The sequence below is a fragment of the Micromonospora sp. DT233 genome (genome assembly GCF_049841815.1).
GTDB lineage: Bacteria > Actinomycetota > Actinomycetes > Mycobacteriales > Micromonosporaceae > Micromonospora.
Genome location: NZ_JBNCLB010000001.1, coordinates 264,721 through 280,303, shown reverse-complemented (window position 1 = coordinate 280,303; position 15,583 = coordinate 264,721). Strand labels below are relative to the sequence as shown.

Sequence of the window (15,583 nt, the reverse complement as noted above, 5' to 3'; positions counted from 1 at the left end):
CCTTGTCTGGAGGACCCCATGGGCCGTTATCTGTTGAGACGGCTGCTCCAACTCGTGCCGGTCTTCATCGGTACGACGTTCCTCATCTACTGGCTCGTCTGGGCCGTCCCGGGTGACCCGTTCGCCGGCAAGTGCGGTGAGCGTCGCTGCCCGGACCAGTACGTCGCCGTCATGACGGAGAAGTACCACCTGGACGACAACGTCTTCGTGCAGTACGCCAACTACATGAAGAACCTGCTTCAGGGCGACTTCGGCACGACCTTCTCGCAGCGCGAGATCAGTGACATCATCCTGACGGCGTACCCGAACACCCTGAAGCTGGCCCTGGTGGCGCTCGCCATCGAGGCCGTGATCGGCCTCGGCGCCGGCGTGCTGACCGGTCTGCGGCGCAACGGCTTCCTGGACAACCTGGTGCTGGTCTCCACCCTCTTCCTGATCGCGCTGCCGGTCTTCGTCGTCGGCTTCGTGCTTCAGTGGCTGCTCGGCGTGCAGTGGGGCATCGTCAAGCCGACCGTCTCCGCCGAGATGCGGCTCTCCGAGCTGATCGTGCCGGGCTTCGTGCTCGGTAGCGCATCGGTTGCCTACATCGCCCGGCTGGCGCGCACGAGCATCGCGGAGAACCGCCGCGCCGACTACGTGCGTACCGCCATCGCCAAGGGGCTCCCGATGCGCCGGGTGGTCGGCGTACACCTGCTGCGCAACTCGCTGATCCCGGTGGTCACCCTGCTCGGCACCGACCTCGGTGCCCTGATGGGCGGCGCGATCGTCACCGAGGGCATCTTCTCCATCAATGGAATCGGCCGCCAGGTCTTCCGCGCGATCGTCACCAAGGAAAGCGCTACCGTGGTAGGGATCGTGGTGGTGCTGGTCCTGGTCTATCTCGTGATGAACCTGCTGGTTGACCTGCTCTACGCCGCCCTGGACCCGAGGATCCGCTATGAGTGACCCGAGCACCGCATCGATCGTCAGCACTCCCGCTGTTCAGCCGACCGACACCGTCGCACCCACCGGGACGGGGCTGCCGCAGAGCAACGAGAAGCCGCGCGGCCTGCTCGGCGACGCGTGGCGGGACCTGCGACGCAAGCCGCTGTTCTGGGTCTCGGCCGCGCTGATCCTCCTCTTCGTGATGATGGCGGCCTTCCCGGGGCTCTTCGCCCCGGGCGGCAACCCCGTCGACGGCTCGCTCACCAGGAGCCTCGACAAGCCGTCGGCCAACGGCTGGTTCGGTTACGACGTGCAGGGCCGGGACGTCTACGCCCGGGTCATCTACGGCGCGCGGGCCTCCATCATCGTCGCCGTGCTCTCCGTGGTCGGCACGCTGCTCCTCGGTGGTGCCATGGGCATCATCTCCGGCTACCGCGGTGGTTGGGTGGACGGCCTGCTCAGCCGGATCGCCGACGTCTTCTTCGGGCTGCCCTTCGTGCTCGGCGCGATCGTCATCCTGACCACGTTCAACGGCTCCGGCTCGGGCAACAGCAAGTCCGAGATCATGGGCCTGGTGATCGCCTCCCTGGTCGTGCTGAGCTGGCCGGTCGTGATGCGGCTGATGCGTTCCTCGGTGCTGGCCACCAAGGAGGCCGACTACATCGTCGCCGCCCGCGCCCTGGGCGCCGGGACCGGCCGGATCATCCTCAAGCACCTGCTGCCGAACTGCCTGGCCCCGCTGCTGGTCTACGGCACGATCATGGTCGGTTCGTTCATCGGCGCCGAGGCCACCCTGTCGTTCCTGGGCGTCGGTCTGAAGTCACCGGTGGTGTCCTGGGGCATCATGATCAGCGACGGTAAGGATTTCCTCCGAGTCGCGCCAGGGCTGGTGTTCTTCCCCGCCGCGTTCCTCGTCGCCGCCGTGCTGAGCTTCGTGATGCTCGGCGAGGCGGTCCGCGAGGCCCTCGATCCGAAACTCCGCTAGGGGAGATCCAGTTGTCCGACATTCTCGTGTCTGAGCAGTCCGCGCCGGGACCCGGCGGCTCCGGACGTCCCGCCGGGCGGTTGCTCGAGGTCGAAGACCTGCGGGTGGAGTTCCGTACCCGGGACGGCGTCGCCAAGGTCATCAACGGGGTCACCTACCACGTCGACGCGGGGGAGACCCTCGCCGTGCTCGGCGAGTCCGGCTCCGGTAAGAGCGTCACGGCACAGACCATCATGGGCATCCTCGACACGCCGCCCGGCTTCGTCACCGGCGGCGAGGTCCGCTTCCACGGCAAGGACATGCTCCGCATGTCCAACGAGGAGCGCCGCCGCATCCGCGGCGAGGGCATCGCGATGATCTTCCAGGACGCGCTCTCCGCGCTGAACCCGGTCTTCACCGTCGGGTTCCAGATCGCCGAGCAGTTCCGGATCCGCCGGGGCATGGGCCGCGCCGAGGCCAAGAAGCGCGCGATCGAGATGCTCGACCAGGTCAAGATCCCCAACGCCAAGGGCCGGTTCAACAACTACCCGCACCAGTTCTCCGGCGGTATGCGGCAGCGCGCGATGATCGCCATGTCGCTGGCGCTCGACCCGGAGGTGCTGATCGCGGACGAGCCGACCACCGCGCTCGACGTGACCGTGCAGGCCCAGATCATGGACCTCCTCGCCGAGCTTCAGCGGGAGCGCCAGATGGGCATGATCCTGATCACCCACGACCTCGGCGTGGTCGCCGACGTCGCGGACCGGATCGCGGTCATGTACGCCGGCCGTATCGTCGAGGAAGCCGACGTGTACGACCTGTACGCCAAGCCGGCGCACCCCTACACGATCGGTCTGATCGAGTCGATTCCGCGGCTGGACGAGAAGGGGCAGCAGCTCCGGACCATCAAGGGCCTTCCGCCGAACCTGATGAACATTCCGCCGGGCTGCCCGTTCAACCCGCGCTGCCCCATGGCCCAGCCGGTGTGCCGGGAGAAGCGCCCGCCGCTGCTACAGGTGGGCAACGGCCGGGCCAGCGCCTGCCACTTCGCCGAGGAGCTGGTGAACCGTGACTGAGCACATCATCGAGGTCCGCGACCTGGTCAAGCACTACCCCGTCACCCGGGGTGTGGTGTTCCGCAAGACCATCGGCCAGGTCAAGGCGGTCGACGGGGTCTCGTTCGACCTGCGCGCCGGCGAGACGCTCGGCGTGGTCGGCGAGTCCGGCTGCGGCAAGTCGACCCTCGCCCGGGTACTGATGAACCTGGAGAAGCCGACCTCCGGCAGCGTGTTCTACAAGGGCCAGGACATCTCCAAGCTCTCCGGTGCGGCACTGCGGCGCCTCCGCCGGCAGATCCAGCTGGTGATGCAGGACCCGTACACCTCGCTGAACCCCCGGATGACCGTGGGTGACCTGCTGGGTGAGCCGTTCGAGATCCACCCGGAGGTGGCGCCGAAGGGCAGCCGTCGGGACAAGGTCCGGGAGCTGCTCGACCTGGTCGGGCTCAACCCGGAGCACATCAACCGGTACCCGCACCAGTTCTCCGGCGGCCAGCGCCAGCGCATCGGCATCGCCCGCGCGCTCGCCCTGCGGCCGGAGGTCATCGTCTGCGACGAGCCGGTGTCGGCGCTGGACGTCTCCATCCAGGCGCAGGTGATGAACCTGCTGGAGAAGCTCCAGAACGAGCTCGGGCTCTCGTACGTCTTCATCGCCCACGACCTGTCGGTGGTGCGCCACCTCTCGGACCGGGTCGCGGTGATGTACCTCGGCAAGATCGCCGAGATCGGCACCGAGGACGAGATCTACGAGCGGCCGAGCCACCCGTACACCCAGGCGCTGCTCTCGGCGGTGCCGGTGCCGGACCCGACCCAGCGGAACAACAAGGCGATCATCCGACTCACCGGTGACGTGCCGTCGCCGGTGAGCCCGCCCTCGGGCTGCCGGTTCCGGACCCGCTGCTGGAAGGCGCAGGACATCTGCGCCGAGCAGGTCCCGGCGCTGGAGGTCCGGCCCGGCTCGGACCACCCGAGCGCCTGCCACTTCGCGGAGAAGCGTGAGGTCGTCCCCACCCACGGAGCGTGAGTCTCCCGGGCCGACCGAACCGACCGCCTGCCGCCGTCCGCACGACGCCGGCAGGCGGTTTCGCGTCTGGGCGCGCCGGGCCTTCCCGCGCGGCTGGCTGCCGCGTCTTGCTCGCGTCTCTGCGCGGCGGGCTGCCGGGTCTTCCCGCGTCTCTGCGCGGCGGGCGCGGCGGCCGCAGGGCGCGGGGGGCGACGCACCCGCGCCGACGAACCCGCGCCGGAGCCCTACAGCGGGCCGCGGCCGGCCCGCAGCAGGAGCAGGGCGAGCTGAGTGCCGTCGGCCCCCAGGGCCTGCCGGAACCGCTCCAGGATGTCCCGCTCCCGGCTGAGCACCAGCCGGGTGCCGCCGGAGGCCATCCGGGTCGCGCCCACCTCGTGGGAGAGCGCGGCCCGCTCCCGCCACAGCCCGATCAGAGTACGGTCGATCTCGTCGATCCGTTCCCGGATGTCGACGATCCGCGCCGCGGCGGCCGAGTCGTCGGTGCCGGTCCGGGGCGCCCCGGTGGCCGCCGCCGTCGCCGGCCCGGTCGCGCCGCCGGTCGGCCCGGTGGCCCCGGGCTCGTCGCCGGGCACGGACTGTGCCACGCTCCCGCTCTGCTCCGCCACGTCTGTCATCATCGCCGTACCCCTCGGGGATTGGGCCCGGTGCTCGGATCCCGGGACGGAAAAGCCCCGGGCTCTTTAGAGCCCGGGGCTTTTCGTAGGTCTGATCTGATCAGGCGCGACCCACGGCTGCCGGACTCCCGGTGCCGTAGCCAAAATAGCCGCGCTCAGCCATCACAGCGTTGAGTATGCCCACCCGCCGACCCGCTCCGCAAGGAATCGCGTCGAGAAGGGGCACCCCTGCGGACCTCAGCCCAGGCGGGTTATGCGGTCCGCCGGGCCCGGGGCGATCGGGTCGCCCGCGCCCAGGTACGACACCAGGGCGTCGATGTCGAAGCCGGGCGCGGTGGTGCGGCCGGTGCCGCCCGCCAGCTCGGTGAAGCCGTCGCCGCCGTTGGCCAGGAAGTCGTTCGTGGTGACCCGGTAGCTGGCCGCCGGGTCGATCGGGGTCCCGTTCAGCGCCAGGGCGCTCACCCGGGCGCCGGCCGGCGCGGTGCTGTCGTACGAGTAGGTCAGCCCGGCGGAGACCTGGAGGATCTTCTGGGTGCTCTGCCCGTTGAAGCCCGGGAACTGCTGCTCCAGCACGTTCTTGAGCTGGGCCCCGGTGAAGCTCTGGGTGACCACCAGGTTGTTGAACGGCTGCACGCTGAACGCCTCGCCGTAGGTCACCTCGCCCGGGTCCTCGCCGCCGGTGGACGCCCCGTGGGACAGCGAGGCCCGCACGCCGCCCGGGTTCATCAGGGCGATCTGCGCCCCGTCGCCGGAGGTGTACGCCAGTTGCGCGTCGGCGATCACGTCGCCGAGCGGGCTCTCACCGTTGGGCCGCACGTCCCGGACGATGTCCGCGGTGATCCTGCCGACCACCCGGTTGGCGATCGGGGCGACCGCCGCGCGGTACTTGTCGGCCAGCGCCTTGGCGTCCGCGTCGACCAGCGCGGGGTTGCGCACGTAGACACCGGGGGTGCTCTGCTGCCAGGTGCCGTCGGGGTTGCGTACGCCGTTCTCGACGACCACGTTGCGGGCCGAGATCCCGGTGAACCGGCCGGAGCGGCGGTCCAGCGAGTAGTCCACGTCGGTGACCAACTGGCCGTTGGTGCCGGCGCTGGTGACCACGCTGGGCTGGCCGGAGGAGTTCGGCAGCGAGCAGGAGTAGAAGCGGTGGGTGTGGCCGGAGACGACCAGGCCGAACTCCGGCCGCAGGCCGCGCACGATGTCCACGATCGGGCCGGAGAAGTTGGCGCAGTCGGAGACGCCCGGGGCGCTCGGCGGCGGGGACTGTGCGCCACCCTCGTGCACCAGCAGCACCATGGCCTTGACGCCGAGAAGCTTGAGCAGGCCGCCCCACTTGTTGGCGGTCTGCACCTCGTCGGCGAACTTGACCGAGGTGATCCCGGCCGGGTTCACGATCCCCGGGGTGCCCTCCAGGGTGACCCCGACGAAGCCGACCGGCACGCCGCCGACGAGCTTGACGTCGACCGGGGGCAGGATCGGCAGCCCGGTCTTCTTGTCGAGGGTGTTGGCGGCGAGGTAGGTGAACTTCGCGCCGCGGAAGCCGTCGCCGTCGGCGCAGCCGTCGGTCGGGTGGCAGCCGCCCTTGTTGAGCCGGATCAGCTCCTTGACGCCCTCGTCGAACTCGTGGTTGCCGACCGAGCTGATCTCCAGCCCGATCTTGTCCATCAGCTCGATCGTCGGCTCGTCGTGGAACGCGGCGCTGACCAGCGGCGACGCGCCGATCAGGTCGCCGGCGCCGACGGTGGTGCTGGTGCGTCCCTCGGCCTTGGCCTCGGCCCGCAGCCGCTTCAGCCAGGTGGCGAGGTATTCCACCCCGCCGGCCGGGGTGCCGTTGACGGCGGCCCCGCTGCCGGCGGGCGGGTCGATGGCGCCGTGGAAGTCGTTGTAGCTGAGGAAGTTTCCCTTGACCTCGGCGCCCAGCGGCGTGGCGTAGGAGACCGAGACGGGGGCGAGCGCCGCTGAGGAGGTGTCGGCCGGGGCCGGCGCGGGCCGCGTTACGGCCGGCAGCGTGGCGACGACGGCCAGTGCGAGGGCCGGCGCGGCGAGGTGACGCAGCACCGCCCGACCGCGCGAGCGCGGTTGACTCATGGTTTTTCTCCCAAATCGTGTACGGGGGAGGATCCGGGGGTCCACCGGCCATCGTCGTGGATCGGGGACGGCCGCGCCAGAGCCGGGCGGGTGACGGCTTGGTCTCTTCGGCGTGCGGCGTCGGACCTGCGGTCGGGCAGCGGCGACGGGTCTCGTCGGTGCGCGGCGTCGGGGTGTCGGACCGGCGGCATAGACTCGCCCTGCGATGCAGCCTCTCTTCGACATCCCCGCGTCCCCGCCCGCGCCCGAGTCCGCGGCGGCCCCGCCGGCCCGCCCCGGCCCGGCCCGTCGCCTCGACCCGCAGGAGCTGGTGGAGGGCCTCAACGGGCCCCAGCGCGACGCCGTCACCCACTCCGGCTCGCCGCTGCTGATCGTGGCCGGGGCGGGCTCCGGCAAGACCCGCGTGCTCACCCACCGGATCGCCTACCTGCTCGCCGCCCGCGACGTGCACCCCGGTGAGATCATCGCGATCACCTTCACCAACAAGGCCGCCGGCGAGATGAAGGAGCGGGTGACCAACCTGGTCGGCCCGCGCGCCCGGCTGATGTGGGTGTCGACGTTCCACTCGGCCTGCGTGCGGATCCTGCGCGCCGAGCACGAGCACGCCGGCCTGAAGTCGACCTTCTCGATCTACGACGCGGACGACTCCCGCCGGCTGATGCAGCTCGTCGCCCGCGAGCTGGATCTCGACCCGAAGCGCTACCCGGCGCGCGGGCTGGCCGCCCAGGTCTCCAACCTGAAGAACGAGCTGGTCGACCCGGAGGAGTTCGCCGGGCGGGCCAGCGGCCCCAACGAGCGGGCGCTCGCCGAGGCGTACACGCTCTACCAGCGGCGGCTGCGCGAGGCGCACGCGCTGGACTTCGACGACCTGATCATGACGACGGTGCACCTGTTCCAGTCGCACCCGCACGTCGCGGAGGGCTACCGCCGCCGGTTCCGGCACGTCCTGGTCGACGAGTACCAGGACACCAACCACGCCCAGTACACGCTGATCAAGGAGCTGGTCTCCGGCACCGAGGGTGTCGAGCCGGCCGAGCTCTGCGTGGTGGGCGACGCCGACCAGTCGATCTACGCGTTCCGGGGCGCGACGATCCGCAACATCCTGGAGTTCGAGCGGGACTTCACCGACGCCCGGACGATCCTGCTGGAGCAGAACTACCGCTCCACCCAGACCATCCTGAACGCCGCCAACGCGGTGATCGACCGGAACACCTCCCGCAAGCCCAAGCGGCTGTGGAGCGACGCCGGGGCCGGCGAGCAGATCGTCGGGTACGTCGCGGACACCGAGCACGCCGAGGCGGACTGGGTGGGCCGGGAGATCGACCGGCTGGTCGACGACGGCGCGGCCCGCCCCGGCGACGTGGCGGTCTTCTACCGCACCAACGCCCAGTCCCGGGTCTTCGAGGAGGTGTTCATCCGCGTCGGCCTGCCGTACAAGGTGGTCGGCGGGGTGCGCTTCTACGAGCGCAAGGAGGTCCGCGACGCGCTGGCCTACCTGCGCGCGGTGGTCAACGACGACGACACGGTCAGCCTGCGCCGCGTCCTGAACACCCCGCGCCGGGGTATCGGGGACCGCGCGGAGGCGTGCGTCGAGGCGCTGTCGAGCCGGGACCGGATCTCCTTCGGCGCGGCGCTGCGCCGGGCCAAGGCCGCGCCGGGCATCTCCACCCGGGCGGCCAACGGCATCGCCGACTTCGTGGCGCTGCTCGACGGGGCCCGCGAGCTGGCCGACACCGGCACCCCGGAGGAGGTGCTGGAGGCGCTGCTGACCCGCTCGGGTTATCTCACCGAGCTGGAGGAGAGCCTCGACCCGCAGGACGCCGGCCGGGTCGACAACCTCCAGGAGCTGGTCAGCGTCGCCCGGGAATACACCGAGCGGATCGAATCGCTGGGGGCCGAGGGCGAGCGGGCCACGCTGGCCGGCTTCCTGGAGCAGGTGGCGCTGGTGGCCGACGCCGACCAGATCCCTGAGCAGCCCCGCTCGGCGCCGGGGGGCACCGAGGCCGACGACGCCGAGCCGCACCCGGGCGTGGTCACCCTGATGACCCTGCACACCGCCAAGGGCCTGGAGTTCCCGGTGGTCTTCCTGACCGGGCTGGAGGACGGCGTCTTCCCGCACCTGCGCTCGCTGGGCGACACCCGGGAGCTGGAGGAGGAGCGCCGGCTGGCGTACGTGGGGATCACCCGCGCCCGGCAGCGGCTCTACCTGTCCCGCGCCGTGACCCGCTCGGCGTGGGGGCAGCCGTCCTACAATCCGCCGTCGCGCTTCCTGGAGGAGCTGCCGCCGGAGCTGGTGCGCTGGGAGCGCACCGAGGGGACGTACACCTCGTGGGGCGGCGGTGGCGGCGGCGTCGGGGGCCGCGCGGACCGCGTGGGCGGCTTCACCGGGGGCACCCCGAAGGCGGCGCAGTTGGCCAAGCGGCTCGGCGTGGACGGCAGCCGGCTGGCCACGGCCAGCGAGCTGCCCCAGGGCCCGAAGGTCGCGGCCGGGGACCGGGTCAACCACCAGCGGTACGGCCTGGGCCGGGTGCTCGCGGTGGAGGGGCACGGCCCGGGGGCGCGGGCGCAGATCGACTTCGGCGACCAGAAGATGTGGCTGGTGCTGCGGCACGCCCCGATCGACAAGCTCTGACCCACCGCCACCCCGAGGAGAGGCATGGCGAAGCTCATCTACTCGATGATCACCTCCCTCGACGGGTACGCCGAGGCGGCGGAGGGCGGCCTCGGCACCGGGGCCGAGGACGAGGAGGTGCACACCTTCGTCAACGACCTCTTCCGCCCCGTCGGCACTTATCTTTACGGCCGACGGATGTACGAGACGATGCTCTACTGGGAGACCGCCCACTCCGAGCCCGACCAGCCGCCGCACATCCTGCAATACGCCCGCGACTGGCAGGCCGCGGAGAAGGTCGTGTACTCCACGACGCTGGAGTCGGTCTTCAGCGCGAAGACCAGGATCGAGCGGGCCTTCGACCCGGCCGCGGTGCGCAAGCTCAAGGCCGAGGCCGATCACGATCTCACCGTCGACGGCCCCAACCTCGCGGCCCAGGCGATCGCGGCTGGCCTGGTGGACGAGTACCACCTCTTCATCACCACGAGCGTGGTCGGCGGCGGCAAGCGGTTCTTCCCCGACGGCGTGCGCCTCGACCTCGAGATGGTCGATCAGCGTGCCTTCGACAGCGGGCTGATCTACGCCCACTACCGGACCCGCTGAGCCTGCACCGGTCGGAGTCGACCGGCCCCGGTCGCGGCCTGCGACCAGCGGCGCAACGCCATCTTCGGGGAGAACCTACCCAGCCGTCAGCAGGCCACGTCGATGCCCCGGGCGCGCAGGAACGGCGCCGGGTCGATCTGGTTCCACATGCTGCCCTGGTGCACCTCGAAGTGCAGGTGCGGGCCGGTCGAGTCGCCGGTGGAGCCCTCGTACCCGATGACCTGACCGGCCTTGACCTTGTCGCCCACGCCGACGGTGGTGCGGCTCTGGTGGGCGTAGTGGGTCAGGTAGCCGTTGGCGTGCTCGACGACGACGGAGATGCCGTACCCGTCGCCCACGTCGCCGGCCTTGGTCACGGTGCCTGCGGCGGAGGCCCGGATCGGGGTGCCGGCGGGCAGGGCGAAGTCGATGCCGGCGTGCAGGGTGCCCCACCGGTCGCCGTAGCAGGAGGTGATCTCCGCGCCGGCCATCGGGATGACCCAGGCCGGGGCGGGCCTGCTGGTCTTCTTCGCGACGGGCTTCGGCTTGGGCTTGACGGTCGCCTTCCGCGTCGCGGGGGGCCGCGCGCTCGACGGCTTCGGGCTGGAGCTCGACGGGCTGGGCGACGGGGTGGCGCTCGGGGCGGCCGGGCTCGCCGACTCGCGGGCGGAGCGGTCGGCGCGGGCGGCGGCCTCGGCGCGGTCGCGGGCGTCGGCCGCCACGGCGGCCGGCATCGACTCGTCGGCGTCGCCGGTGGTGGTGGCGACGCCGACGCCGGCGACGCCGAGCCCGAGCAGGGCCACCGCGCCGACGACCAGGTAGCGCCGGCCGCGTCGTCGGTGGCGGGCCGGGGCGTCGGGGGTGTTCTCGTTCAGGTTGTTCACTTCCTGCACGGCGGGGACCTTCACGTCTTCGAGGGGTCGGGGACCTCGAAATCTTGGGGCCCGACCGGGCGGCCGGCGGGCCGGGGGCGCGGCGACGGCATGCTGCTGCGGCTGCGGTGCGCCCGGTGTGTCCCACTCTCGGCGACGCCGTCCCGATAAGTGATCATGAGCTGGGTGGGCTCGGTCACACCCGACGGTGTGGTCCAGCAGACATCCGGCGGCGGCCGGGGATGAAAAACCGCCCGGATCGACTGATCCGGGCGGTCACAGGGCGATACGGAGCGTCAGGAAGCGCTCACGTCGTTGTAGAGTGCCTCGATTTGCATCTTGATGTCCACCCCGCGGTCCTGGAGGTAGGGCACCGGGTCCTTCGGCTTGCCGTTGACATGCAGCTCCAGGTGCAGGTGCGCGCCGTAGGAGTGGCCGGTGTTGCCGACCAGGCCGAGCTGGTCGCCCGCCTTCACCTGCTGCCCCTCCTGGACCGTCAGCGCGGAGGAGTGGCCGTAGATGGCCTCGCTGCCGTCGGCGTGCTTGACGATCACCGTGTAGCCGTAGCCGCCGGACCAGCCGGCCTTGGTGACGGTGCCCGCGTGGACGGCAACGTAGGGGGTGCCCTCGGCGGCGACCAGGTCGACGCCGGTGTGCAGCTTGTCCGAGTGCATGCCGTAGGGCGTGGTGAACTCGTAATTCTTCAGCGGGAGGAGCCAGGCGTCCTGCACGGACGAGCCCTTGGTCTCCACCCGGTCCCGGGAGGCCCGGTCGGCGGAGTCCGCGCGGAGCGCGGCGTCCTCGCTGGTGATCGAGGCTTGCTTGAGCTCGTCGAGGACCGAGGGGCTGACGCCCTTGGCGTCCGGCAGCGCCGCCGCACCGAGCGCGACCAGGCCGGCACCGACGAACGCGGTGGTGACGACGGCGGCGTAACGGCTACGCGGGGGGGCGGGCACGCGGCGGCGGCCGCGATATCGATCGGGCTCAGACGACAGGCGCTGGCGCACGCACACCCTCCGTTGTCGGGGTTCCGAAGCGGCCGGCCGGGTTCGTTGACGTGCTGGTGAACGTCGGCTGACCGCGTCGTCACCCGTCCGTGGACCTGATGACAACCGTGGCAACGGTAGCCAACCCCCACGCCCCTCACAAGCCACTCCGGGTAATTGGCGTGTCGCTCTGTCCGCTTACGCCGGAATTACGGGTGTCTGTCCGCGGCCGGCGAGGCCCTCCACCTGCCCGTTCGTCGCCGAAAGTGACCACTGTCACCGGTCTGCGACCGGCTGGCCGGATTGACGGGCGGCATCTCGCCCGTCAGTCGCCGCCCGGATTCCCCGGGGGTTGCCGGCCGGGTTACCGTTCGTTCAGGTGACAGTCGTAGCGCCGCGAAAGGTGTCCGCTGATGAGCTCACGTATCCGGGTCGTCGTCGCGAAGCCGGGTCTCGACGGCCACGACCGGGGGGCCAAGGTCGTCGCCCGCGCCCTGCGCGACGCCGGGATGGAGGTCATCTACACCGGCCTGCACCAGACGCCGGAGCAGATCGTGGAGACCGCCATCCAGGAGGACGCCGACGCCGTGGGCCTCTCGGTGCTCTCCGGGGCGCACATGACGCTCTTCAAGCGGGTCGTGGAGCTGCTGGCCGAGCGCGACGCGCGGGACATCGTCGTCTTCGGCGGCGGCATCATCCCGGCCGCCGACATCCCGGAGCTGCAACAGCTCGGCGTGGCGAAGATCTTCACCCCGGGGGCGACCACCCAGTCGATCGTGGAGTGGGTCCGGTCCAACATCGCCCAGCCGGTGGCCTGACCCGGCCCGGGGCGCCCTCCCCCGGAGAGGCGCCCTTTCCGGGACACTGCCCTCCCCTGGACACGGGGGAGGGGCCGGACGCACCCCTCACACGTCCGGCCCCTCTATGCACGATGCCCCGCCGCCACCCCTCGACCGACAGGGCATCGGCCGTCCCGTCGTCGCGCTGACTCAGCGCTCCGACACCTGACTCAACGAGGCCCTGACCAGGGGGTTACGCCACCCCTGGAAGAACGCCGCCGAAATCCCCCACCCGCCGGCCCGGCCAGCGCGAGCCGCACCCGCCTGTGGATTAGGGCACACCGCGCACCCGCTCGGTTGCCGGCCGTGCCCACCTCGCTAGGCTGCGGCCAAAGGCCTGTTCGAACTGATGACAGGCGTCAAACTGTTTTCACACGCTGGCGGCGGCGCGACGGCGCGCCGCGGAGACGGGACGGGACGCGCAATCGTGGACCTGTACGAGTACCAGGGGCGGGACCTGTTCGAGCGGCACGGCTTGCCCGTGCTCGCCGGCGGCGTCGCCAACACCCCGGAGGAGGCCCGCGCGATCGCCGAGCGACTCGGCGGCCGGGTGGTCGTCAAGGCGCAGGTGAAGGTCGGCGGCCGGGGCAAGGCGGGCGGCGTCAAGCTGGCCGAGGGCACGGATGAGACGGTGGCCCGCGCCACCGACATCCTCGGCATGGACATCAAGGGCCACACGGTCCACAAGGTCATGATCACGGTGACCGCGGACGTGGCCGAGGAGTACTACTTCTCGTACCTGCTCGACCGGGCGAACCGTACGTTCCTCTGCATCGCCAGCGTCGATGGCGGCATGGACATCGAGCAGGTCGCCGCCGACACCCCGGAGCGGGTCGTCAAGGCCCCGATCGACGCCGTCACGGGCGTCGACGAGGCCAAGGCGCGCGAGATCGTCACCGCCGCGAACTTCCCGGCCGAGGTCGCCGACCAGGTCGTCGAGGCCGCCGTGGGGCTCTGGCGGGCATTCGTCGCCGAGGACGCCACGCTGGTGGAGGTGAACCCGCTGGCGAAGGCGGGCGACGGCAAGCTGCTGCTGCTCGACGCCAAGGTCACCCTGGACGAGAACGCCGGCTTCCGCCACCCCGACCACGAGGGCCTGGTCGACCAGGCCGCGGTGGACCCGCTGGAGCAGGCCGCCAAGGAGAAGGACCTCAACTACGTCAAGCTCGACGGCGAGGTCGGCATCATCGGCAACGGCGCGGGTCTGGTCATGTCGACCCTCGACGTGGTCGCGTACGCGGGCGAGCGGCACGGCGGCGTCAAGCCGGCGAACTTCCTCGACATCGGCGGCGGCGCGAGCGCCGCGGTGATGGCGAACGGGCTGGAGATCGTCCTCTCCGACCCGTCGGTGCGCAGCGTCTTCGTCAACGTCTTCGGCGGCATCACCGCCTGCGACGAGGTCGCCAACGGCATCGTCCAGGCGCTGGCCCTGCTGGAGCAGCGCGGCGAGCAGGTCACCAAGCCGCTGGTGGTCCGCCTCGACGGCAACAACGCAGAGGCGGGCAGGGCGATCCTGGACAGCGCGAACAACCCGCTGGTGCAGCGGGTCGACACCATGGACGGCGCGGCCGAGCGGGCCGCCGAGCTGGCAGCTGCGGGGGTCTGACAATGGCTATCTGGCTGACCAAGGACTCCAAGGTCATCGTGCAGGGGATGACCGGTTCCGAGGGTTCCAAGCACACCCGGCGGATGCTCGCCGCCGGCACCAACGTCGTCGGCGGCACCAACCCGCGCAAGGCGGGCCAGAGCGTGGACTTCGACGGCACGTCGCTGCCGGTCTTCGCGACCGTCGCCGAGGCCATGGCGGCCACCGGGGCCGACGTCACGGTCATCTTCGTCCCGCCGCAGTTCACCAAGGCCGCGGTGATCGAGGCGATCGACGCCGGGATCGACCTGGCCGTGGTGATCACCGAGGGCGTGCCGGTGCACGACACCGCCGCGTTCTGGGCGTACAACGTGGCCAAGGGGGAGCGGACCCGGATCATCGGGCCGAACTGCCCGGGGATCGCCTCGCCGGGCGCCTCCAACGCCGGCATCATCCCCGCCGACATCACCGGCTCGGGCCGCATCGGCCTGGTCAGCAAGAGCGGCACGCTGACCTACCAGATGATGTACGAGCTGCGCGACATCGGCTTCTCGACCTGCGTCGGCATCGGTGGCGACCCGATCATCGGGACGACCCACATCGACGCCCTGGCCGCCTTCGAGGCCGACCCGGAGACCGACGCCATCGTGATGATCGGTGAGATCGGCGGCGACGCCGAGGAGCGGGCCGCCGAGTTCATCAAGGCGAACGTGACCAAGCCGGTGGTCGGCTACATCGCCGGCTTCACCGCGCCCCCCGGCAAGACCATGGGCCACGCCGGCGCGATCATCTCCGGCTCGGCGGGCACCGCCGAGGGGAAGAAGGAAGCGCTGGAGGCCGTCGGCGTGAAGGTCGGCAAGACCCCGACCGAGACCGCCAACCTGATGCGGGAGATCATGTCCGCCCGCTGACCGACGCCACACCCGCAGAAGGGGCCGACCGGCTGGTCGGCCCCTTCTCGTCGTCGGGCCAGCCGCCCGGGGCCGTGCCGGTCGGCCCGGTCGTCGCGCTGGTGGGTGCGGTCGTCGTGCCGGTGGGTGCGGTCGTCGTGCCGGTCGGCCCGGCCGGCGGGGCGCGTCGACCGGTTCAGTCGTTGTTCCACAACGGGTGGTGGCCGCCCACCCGCAGGATGACGCTGCCGATTATGTTGAGCACACCGAGCGCGATGGCCACGTAGCCCAGCACCGGTGAGCGGCCGTATCGTTTGGCGTCTCGGATCGACAGGTAGCCGAAGCCGACCCCGAGGATGCCGCAGCAGATCAGGCCGAGGACGATGCCGAGCACGCCCCACGCCGTGGTGCGGTCCCGACCGCCGGCGGGCGGCGGCGGTGGATACGCGGCGTTCACGGCTTCCTCCGAGCGGTCGGCGGCCGCGACGGGAAGGTCGCGTCCTGGGCCGAGGCTAGACCGGATCGGGGGTGGCAGTCGGTGGATCA

General features: G+C 71.1%; 14 protein-coding genes. 9 read left to right on the top strand and 5 right to left on the bottom strand.

Annotation, left to right across the window (positions count from 1 at the left end; all coding sequences use genetic code 11):
• The first annotated feature begins 18 nt into the window (after nt 1–18).
• Genes ACLQ2V_RS01300 through ACLQ2V_RS01285 form a run of 4 tightly spaced genes read left to right on the top strand, consistent with a single transcriptional unit; the run spans nt 19 to nt 3,970 of the window.
• Nucleotides 19–945: an ABC transporter permease gene (locus ACLQ2V_RS01300; protein ID WP_425716472.1), complete on the top strand. Its 927-nt coding sequence runs from the start codon at nt 19–21 to the stop codon at nt 943–945.
• Entirely contained in the window at nt 938–1,909 is a 972-nt protein-coding gene (locus ACLQ2V_RS01295; protein ID WP_425716471.1) for an ABC transporter permease, read from the top strand. The genes ACLQ2V_RS01300 and ACLQ2V_RS01295 overlap by 8 nt, the downstream gene beginning before the upstream one ends.
• 26 nt (nt 1,910–1,935) lie before the next feature.
• Nucleotides 1,936–2,964, top strand: coding sequence for an ABC transporter ATP-binding protein (locus ACLQ2V_RS01290; RefSeq protein ID WP_425716972.1), 1,029 nt, complete (start codon nt 1,936–1,938; stop codon nt 2,962–2,964).
• The gene (locus tag ACLQ2V_RS01285; RefSeq protein ID WP_425716470.1) at nt 2,957–3,970 is read left to right on the top strand and encodes an ABC transporter ATP-binding protein; all 1,014 of its coding nucleotides are present in this window, start codon (nt 2,957–2,959) and stop codon (nt 3,968–3,970) included. Before ACLQ2V_RS01290 ends, ACLQ2V_RS01285 begins: the two co-directional genes overlap by 8 nt.
• 224 nt (nt 3,971–4,194) lie before the next feature.
• Here the strand turns inward: ACLQ2V_RS01285 and ACLQ2V_RS01280 are convergent, their stop codons facing one another.
• Nucleotides 4,195–4,587 carry a chorismate mutase gene (locus ACLQ2V_RS01280; RefSeq protein ID WP_425716469.1) on the bottom strand — a complete coding sequence of 131 codons (393 nt, stop codon included), beginning with the start codon at nt 4,585–4,587 and terminating at the stop codon, nt 4,195–4,197.
• A 234-nt stretch (nt 4,588–4,821) separates the two neighbouring features.
• Nucleotides 4,822–6,672, bottom strand: a complete 1,851-nt coding sequence (locus ACLQ2V_RS01275; RefSeq protein WP_425716468.1) for a bifunctional metallophosphatase/5'-nucleotidase — start codon at nt 6,670–6,672, stop codon at nt 4,822–4,824.
• A 205-nt stretch (nt 6,673–6,877) separates the two neighbouring features.
• Here ACLQ2V_RS01275 and pcrA point away from each other — a divergent pair, with 205 nt between their 5' ends.
• Both pcrA and ACLQ2V_RS01265 read left to right on the top strand, forming a co-directional pair.
• Nucleotides 6,878–9,304, top strand: coding sequence for a DNA helicase PcrA (pcrA, locus tag ACLQ2V_RS01270; RefSeq protein ID WP_425716467.1), 2,427 nt, complete (start codon nt 6,878–6,880; stop codon nt 9,302–9,304).
• 24 nt (nt 9,305–9,328) lie between these two features.
• Entirely contained in the window at nt 9,329–9,886 is a 558-nt protein-coding gene (locus ACLQ2V_RS01265) for a dihydrofolate reductase family protein (RefSeq protein ID WP_425716466.1), read from the top strand.
• 86 nt (nt 9,887–9,972) lie between these two features.
• Here ACLQ2V_RS01265 and ACLQ2V_RS01260 read toward each other — a convergent pair whose 3' ends face one another.
• Together ACLQ2V_RS01260 and ACLQ2V_RS01255 are read right to left on the bottom strand one after the other, a co-directional pair.
• Nucleotides 9,973–10,758, bottom strand: a complete 786-nt coding sequence (locus ACLQ2V_RS01260) for a M23 family metallopeptidase (RefSeq protein WP_425716465.1) — start codon at nt 10,756–10,758, stop codon at nt 9,973–9,975.
• A 275-nt stretch (nt 10,759–11,033) separates the two neighbouring features.
• Complete coding sequence (locus ACLQ2V_RS01255; RefSeq protein ID WP_425716464.1) at nt 11,034–11,744, bottom strand: M23 family metallopeptidase; 711 nt, start codon at nt 11,742–11,744, stop codon at nt 11,034–11,036.
• 392 nt (nt 11,745–12,136) lie between these two features.
• Here ACLQ2V_RS01255 and ACLQ2V_RS01250 point away from each other — a divergent pair, with 392 nt between their 5' ends.
• The 3 genes from ACLQ2V_RS01250 (at nt 12,137) to sucD (ending at nt 15,058) form a co-directional block, all read left to right on the top strand.
• Nucleotides 12,137–12,541, top strand: a complete 405-nt coding sequence (locus ACLQ2V_RS01250) for a cobalamin B12-binding domain-containing protein (protein WP_425716463.1) — start codon at nt 12,137–12,139, stop codon at nt 12,539–12,541.
• A 448-nt stretch (nt 12,542–12,989) separates the two neighbouring features.
• The gene (gene sucC / locus ACLQ2V_RS01245) at nt 12,990–14,168 is read left to right on the top strand and encodes an ADP-forming succinate--CoA ligase subunit beta (protein ID WP_425716462.1); all 1,179 of its coding nucleotides are present in this window, start codon (nt 12,990–12,992) and stop codon (nt 14,166–14,168) included.
• 2 nt (nt 14,169–14,170) lie between these two features.
• Nucleotides 14,171–15,058, top strand: a complete 888-nt coding sequence (gene sucD, locus ACLQ2V_RS01240; RefSeq protein WP_425716461.1) for a succinate--CoA ligase subunit alpha — start codon at nt 14,171–14,173, stop codon at nt 15,056–15,058.
• A 175-nt stretch (nt 15,059–15,233) separates the two neighbouring features.
• Here the strand turns inward: sucD and ACLQ2V_RS01235 are convergent, their stop codons facing one another.
• Complete coding sequence (locus ACLQ2V_RS01235) at nt 15,234–15,494, bottom strand: hypothetical protein (protein ID WP_425716460.1); 261 nt, start codon at nt 15,492–15,494, stop codon at nt 15,234–15,236.
• Nucleotides 15,495–15,583 lie beyond the last annotated feature (89 nt).